The following is a 6,347-nucleotide window of genomic DNA, read 5'->3' as shown; positions in this document are numbered from 1 at the left end:
GCCCGATGCCGCAGACGCGCGAGCACATCCTGCTGGGCCGCCAGGTTGGCATCCCGAAGATGGTCGTGTTCATGAACAAAGTGGACCAGGTTGACGACGAAGAGCTGCTGGAACTGGTGGAAATGGAAATCCGCGAGCTGCTGTCTTCGTATGAATACCCCGGCGACGATATTCCGATCATCGCAGGGTCGGCTCTGGCCGCGATGGAAGGCAACAACCCGGAGATTGGCGAAGAGAAGATCAAGGAACTGATGGCGGCTGTTGATGACTACATCGACACCCCCGAGCGTGCTGTTGACCAGCCGTTCCTGATGCCGATCGAAGACGTGTTCTCGATCTCGGGCCGTGGTACCGTTGTCACGGGCCGTGTTGAGCGTGGCGTGATCAACGTTGGCGACGAGATCGAAATCGTCGGCATCCGCGACACCAGCAAAACCACCTGCACCGGTGTTGAGATGTTCCGCAAGCTGCTGGACCGCGGTGAAGCAGGCGACAACATCGGCGCCCTGCTGCGTGGTGTGGATCGTGACGGTGTTGAGCGTGGCCAGGTTCTGTGTAAGCCGGGTTCGGTTACACCGCACACCAAGTTCGAAGCCGAAGCCTACATCCTGACCAAGGAAGAAGGCGGTCGTCACACCCCGTTCTTCGCGAACTACCGTCCTCAGTTCTACTTCCGGACCACGGACGTGACCGGCACCGTAACTCTGGCCGAAGGCACCGAGATGGTTATGCCCGGCGACAACGTGTCGTTCGGCGTTGAGCTGATCGCGCCGATCGCGATGGAAAACGGTCTGCGCTTTGCGATCCGCGAAGGTGGCCGCACCGTCGGCGCGGGCGTTGTGTCGAAAATCATCGAGTAAGTCGGCTCTGCCGACTGGTGGGCGGCAGTTGCTCTGAAAGAGCAATGAAAGCCCACTCGATTGAACTAAAGAAGGCCGCTCCACAAGGGGCGGCCTTTTTTCTTTGAGGTCTGTGATCCCGAGACGCATATAACAAGCATGTCGAAAATCACCGCGCAATCGGTGGCGGTGAAGAGATTATTCGTCGAATAATCTCGCACCTAACAACGGGTGAACGAAAGAAGGCGGTCCTTATTAAGCGGCTTTCTTTTGCCCGAAATCAGTCAACTATGAAAAAACTCGGCAAAAGCCCGGCGACATTGGATTCAAGGGGCTTTCTAGACCGGTCAGGCCGTGACACAGTGTTAACAGGATTGTGCGCCACGAGACACACTGGGAATGCAAAGATATGTTAGTTTTTGCAACTTCCACTTACGTGATCTCATAAAGAGCAACCCGGCAAGCCCGGACAAAAGAAGCGGCAGACCGGCTGGAAGTGGAACCGGAGCAGGTGGTGTACCGGCAAAGGCACTGAAAGTCACACCATTGGTTGAGATTCCAGTGTTGATGCCCTGACTTGGCAATCTAAGTCCAAACCCGAAAAGCGTCGGATTGGACGAGGCTGCATTTTGGATGCTTAAAGTAAAATCGTTCCCAGTTGTCGAAAAGTTCGGCAACCCTCCATCGATGCTCAGGAAACCACCGCTCTGAGGATAATAGGAATACTGAATTCCATTATCCACCGGAAAGTTGATAGAGTTCACAGTCAGGCCTGTTGTCGAGCCTGATACTGAATTGGTAGGTAAATCGATTGTGAAACTTGCCGAGAAAGTGTTCGATCCAACTACTCGGTCAATATTATAAGTCATTGTTAATGCAGAAGATGGGCTTGCAAAACCTATTACCACAACTGCGATCAAATATGAGAAAACAAGTTTCATACCACGTCCACTTATTAACAGGTCACAGTGCCAGACATAAAAACCCACACAGCAAACTGGAATTTACTCTATGAGTGGATAGTGCTTTTAGCAACAATCGAAGGTGAAGGCGCGTCGGAAAAGCCGTTATTTCCAGAGACTATTGACCAAGTGAAGACAATAAAGGTTCTTTTGCCTCATTAGCGGGGCGTCCACGCCTCGCGGCCGACCAAGCGGTCCGCCTCGGCCGTAATATCGTTCATGTGTTGCTCAAGGCTAAGACGCAGGGTTTCGATCTGCTCTTCGCTGGCCTTGCGCGGCACGGTTTCAGTCCATTCCCGGCACAGGAATACACCATCGTTCCGCCAAGGGCGCGGCATCAGCAACCGATCCCACGTGTCAGCTTCGCGCCCGTGGCGGGCGGAATAGGTGATGCCGAACACCCGTTTTCCTGACGTGCGCGCCCAGATCAGAGGCACGGTCGAGGATATACGTTCGGGTCCACGTGGCCCGTCCGCTGCGATCCCGATCGAGATGCCCTGTTTCATCTTGCCAAGCACCTCGCGCGACAAGGCAACATGGCGCTTGCGGCTGCTCATGGCGATTGTATCCATGCCGAAAAGCTTTTGAACACGCCCCACCATGCTGCCCGCCCGTGCGGCGGATGTGATCGAACAAATGCGCCCTTTGTCCAATGGAAAAAAATAAGGTGACTGCGCCAGACGCTGATGCCAGAGCACGACAATGACCGGTTCACCCTGTTCGGCCAGCTGGTCCAGCTCTTCATACCCGATCCGTTGCCAGTGCGTGTTGCGGTGGACCAGGCGAATATATCCCGCGATCCGTCGCGCAGCCCAGTTCAGCACGGCTTCGCTGTCAGCGATTTTCTTTCGGATGCTCAACGACGACAACCTTTTCCCTTTGCCCGCCGTCTTAACGAACCTGACGCGACACGCAATGTCTTTGTCGTTTTCTCGATGGCGTACAAAACTGAAAAAGCCTCTTGAGTCCGCTGCGCCACTGTCATATCTGAGGGCGCACGATAGGGGTATAGCTCAGTTGGTAGAGCGACGGTCTCCAAAACCGTAGGTCGCGGGTTCGAACCCTGCTGCCCCTGCCATATCACCAAATTCAAAGTGCACTGGCCGCTACTGTTTCTGCAGGTGTTAAATCCTGTATGGCAGATTGCTGGTCGCAGGTGGTGCAATCGCGGTTCCCTCTGGCCGGGGATTGACATATTGTCCGGGCGAACCTGATCGGTGGATGGAGTGTCATGTCGCGTTTTGATGGGTATTTCCTGCGGCAATTGCTTGTGTTGTTCGGGTTCTTCACCCTTGTTCTGGTTGGCGTTTTCTGGATCACCCGGTCGGTGAGCCTGTTTGAACGGGTCATTAGCGGTGGTCAATCCGCGATCGTGTTTTTGGAATTCACTGCTCTGACATTGCCGACGCTTATCAGGACCGTCATGCCGATGGCCGTGTTTGCTGCGGCTGTCTATGCGACCAACCGGCTAAGCCGCGAAAGCGAGCTGACCGTCATGCTGGCCACGGGATCAAGCCCCTGGCGTCTGGCGCGCTCGGTCGTGTTGTTTGGTCTGAGTGCGGGGTTGATGATGGCGATTATCAGCGTGTTTTTGCGCCCTGCATCGCTGGAACAGCTCGAACTTCGTCAGGCAGAGGTCGCGGGCGATGTGACCGCCCAGCTTTTGAACGAAGGCGAGTTTCTGCACCCCGCCAAAGGCGTCACGGTTTACATCGGTCGCGTTGATCTGGATGGCACATTGCATGAGGTCTTTGTGTCTGACCGCCGAGATCCGGAAAATCCCGCAAGCTACTCCAGCGCCACTGCGTATTTGGTCAATGACGGTTCAGGTTTGCATCTGGTGATGCTTGATGGGGTGGCGCTGCGCTTGAATGTGGCGGACACAACATTGTCTTCGACGTTGTTCGAAGATGCGGCATACGACATCTCGCAGATCACCAGCGGCCCAAAAAGCGGCCAGCGCAGCCTTGAGGCGATCCCGACGGCAGAGCTGTTGCAGGATCGTAGTCAGATTGCCGAAGCGGATAAATACACCGAAGGCGAGATGGTGGACGAATTGCATCAACGGTTTTCCTGGATAGCGATCTGCATCGCGGTCGCCCTTGTCGGGTATTCGGCATTGATGCTGGGCAGTTTTTCGCGGTTCGGATTATGGCCGCAGATTCTGGGGGCATTTACCATTTTGGTGATGCTGGAGGGCGTCCGCGGCTTTGTGTCTCCGGTCGTGATTGACGACCTGCGACTTTGGTGGTTGCTTTACATGCCCGCTTTGATGGGAGTCGCGGTGTCTTGCGTGTTTCTGGCGATCGCGGGTCGGCCTCTCAAGCCCGGCCGGGCATCGCGCGTGTCCACTCCGGTCTGAGGCAACCCTTTCGGCGGGAGCTGTCTTCGTCCCGTGTCGTTAGAAATGCTCGCGCGAAAGCGTCAAAACTTAGCAGGCAGCCATCAGGCGATAGACGATCTGGGCAGCTGTGAAATCCCATGCAGCGTTGCCGTCCGGGGCCAGTTCGACCACATCGAAGCCCACGCATTTGCGGTGTTTCAGCGCGTGTTCGACCAGTTGCAATGCCTGATAATACCCCAATCCGCCGGGAACGGGGGTTCCGGTCGCGGGCATCAGCGAGGGGTCCAGCCCGTCCACGTCAAAACTGACATAGACCAGATCGGGGAAGTCTTCGGGCAAATCGACAGCGTGGATATGCCCGGTCACAAGCTCTTCGGCGTCCACGTGAAAGACGTGGTTCGTAAGGCGGCTTTTGGCCTCTTCCGTGGAAAAGGCGCGCACCCCGAATTGGGCCAGTCGGAGGCCTTGCTCGACCAACAGATGCATGACCGAGGCATGGCTGTGCTTCTCGCCCTGATAGGCGTTGCGCAAGTCCGCATGGGCATCGATCTGAACGATGCCGACCGGTTGCCCCAACGCCCGGGTCACACCCATCACCGCCCCATAGCTAAGCGAGTGCTCTCCGCCCAGGGTTACGGGTACTTTGCCTGCGTGGATGGCGGCTTCGGTTCGTTGAGCCAGCCGTTCCATCACGTCAGGTAGCGCGCCGTCGCAATCCAGCGGTTCCTCGGTGAAGATGCCCTCGACGCAAGGCTCGGCATGGCCGGTGATGCGCTCGAGCTCATTGCTGGCTTCAATAATCGCAGCTGGTCCTTTGGCGGTGCCCGAGCCGTATGAAACAGTGCGTTCCAGCGGCACTGGGATGACGCAAAACCGGGCGCTATCTGAGCGCTCGGATGCGGTCAGTTCACTGTCGAGGAAAATGGTCATGAGAGGCGGTCCTTAAAGTCATCATAGCCGAACTGTCTGATGATCTTCAGCTCGTCCGTTTCGCTGTTCCAAAGGGCGATGGTGGGCAAGGGGACACCGTTGAACGTGTTGGTCTTGACCATCGAATAATGCGCCTGATCGAGGAAGGCAAAACGCCGACCGATCTCCAGCGGCTTGTCCCACGTATAGTCCCCGATCACATCCCCTGCGAGGCAAGACGGCCCGCCGAGGCGGTAAGTGTGGCCCGCCTCGGCCTCGTCCATCAGGGCTGGGCGATAGGGGGCCTCGATCACGTCGGGCATGTGGCAGGTGGCCGAAATGTCGGTGATCGCGAGGTTCATGCCATTGGTTGGCAGGTCGAGGATTTCGCCGACCAGAATACCCGCGTCCAGCGCGACGGCCTCGCCGGGTTCGAGGTAGACATCGACATGGTGGGTTTCGCGGATGGCTTTGATGAAGGCGACCAGATCGTCACGGTCGTAGTCGCCGCGAGTGATATGGTGTCCCCCCCCGAAATTCAGCCATTTGAGCGCGCCGAGGAAGGGTTTGAGTTTCGGCTCTACGGCAGCCCATGTGCGTTGCAGGGGATCGAATCCCTGTTCGCAGAGCGTGTGCATGTGTAGCCCATCAACCCCGGTCAGAGTCTCGGGGGTCAGTTGACTGACGGGCGTGCCCAACCGCGAGCAGGGGGCGCAGGGGTCGTATTTGGGGATTTCGCCCTCGGAATGTTCCGGGTTGATACGCAGGCCGACCTGAACATTTGCTGCTTGGGCTTTGGCCAGGAACCGGTCCTTTTGCGCAGGTGAGTTGAAGATGATGTGGTTGGACAGCGACAGGATTTCGTCGATATCGGATTCTTTGTACCCGGCGCAGAAGGTGGCAACCTCGCCGCCATATTCCTCGCGGCCCAGACGGGCCTCGTAAATGCCGCTGGCGCAGGTGCCGCCGAGGTGCTGACGCACCAGCGGGGCCAGCGAGAACATCGAAAACGCTTTGAGTGCGCTCAGGACATGTGCGCCGGATCGGGTGCCGATATCGGAGAGGATGGTCAGGTTCCGCTTAACTGCCTTCTCGTCGACCACAAAGCAGGGGGTGGGGACGCGGGCAAGGTCGAATTTGCGGAAGGCGCCGGCGTCACCGGCCTGTGTGGTCATTATATCAGACATGTCCGGTGTCTCCGATTGTGGAGAGGCCGGGGGGCCAGCTCCCCGGACCCCCCGGAGCATTTGGGAAAAGATGAAGGTCAGAAACTGACGGGACCGTCGAGTTCGT

The 6,347-nt window shown here is 57.2% G+C and carries 6 protein-coding genes and 1 tRNA gene; 3 read left to right on the top strand and 4 right to left on the bottom strand.

The annotated features are described in order from the left end of the window. A partial coding sequence (locus ACR0K4_RS22815; RefSeq protein ID WP_480855898.1) for an elongation factor Tu occupies positions 1 to 860 on the top strand: 860 nt, incomplete at its 5' end. Between the two features lie 344 nt (positions 861 to 1,204). On the opposite strand, the gene ACR0K4_RS22810 is transcribed toward ACR0K4_RS22815, so the two are convergent. Together ACR0K4_RS22810 and ACR0K4_RS22805 are read right to left on the bottom strand one after the other, a co-directional pair. Continuing rightward, positions 1,205 to 1,780, bottom strand: coding sequence for a hypothetical protein (locus ACR0K4_RS22810; protein WP_480855897.1), 576 nt, complete (start codon positions 1,778 to 1,780; stop codon positions 1,205 to 1,207). A 179-nt stretch (positions 1,781 to 1,959) separates the two neighbouring features. Further along, on the bottom strand, positions 1,960 to 2,661 hold the full coding sequence (locus tag ACR0K4_RS22805; protein WP_480855896.1) for a lysophospholipid acyltransferase family protein: 702 nt from the start codon (positions 2,659 to 2,661) through the stop codon (positions 1,960 to 1,962). Positions 2,662 to 2,803: 142 nt separating this feature from the next. On the opposite strand from ACR0K4_RS22805, the gene ACR0K4_RS22800 reads away from it, so the two are divergent. Beyond that, a tRNA-Trp gene (locus ACR0K4_RS22800) sits at positions 2,804 to 2,879 on the top strand. A 153-nt stretch (positions 2,880 to 3,032) separates the two neighbouring features. Next, positions 3,033 to 4,163: an LPS export ABC transporter permease LptF gene (gene lptF / locus ACR0K4_RS22795; RefSeq protein ID WP_480855895.1), complete on the top strand. Its 1,131-nt coding sequence runs from the start codon at positions 3,033 to 3,035 to the stop codon at positions 4,161 to 4,163. Between the two features lie 69 nt (positions 4,164 to 4,232). Here lptF and speB read toward each other — a convergent pair whose 3' ends face one another. Both speB and nspC read right to left on the bottom strand, forming a co-directional pair. After that, on the bottom strand, positions 4,233 to 5,075 hold the full coding sequence (gene speB / locus ACR0K4_RS22790) for an agmatinase (protein WP_480855894.1): 843 nt from the start codon (positions 5,073 to 5,075) through the stop codon (positions 4,233 to 4,235). Next, positions 5,072 to 6,241 carry a carboxynorspermidine decarboxylase gene (gene nspC / locus ACR0K4_RS22785; RefSeq protein ID WP_480855893.1) on the bottom strand — a complete coding sequence of 390 codons (1,170 nt, stop codon included), beginning with the start codon at positions 6,239 to 6,241 and terminating at the stop codon, positions 5,072 to 5,074. Before nspC ends, speB begins: the two co-directional genes overlap by 4 nt. Positions 6,242 to 6,347: the final 106 nt, after the last annotated feature.

Source organism: Ruegeria sp. K11 (genome assembly GCF_056531905.1).
Note: the sequence above shows the minus strand (reverse complement) of the source record. Positions and strands in the feature narration are given on the sequence as shown.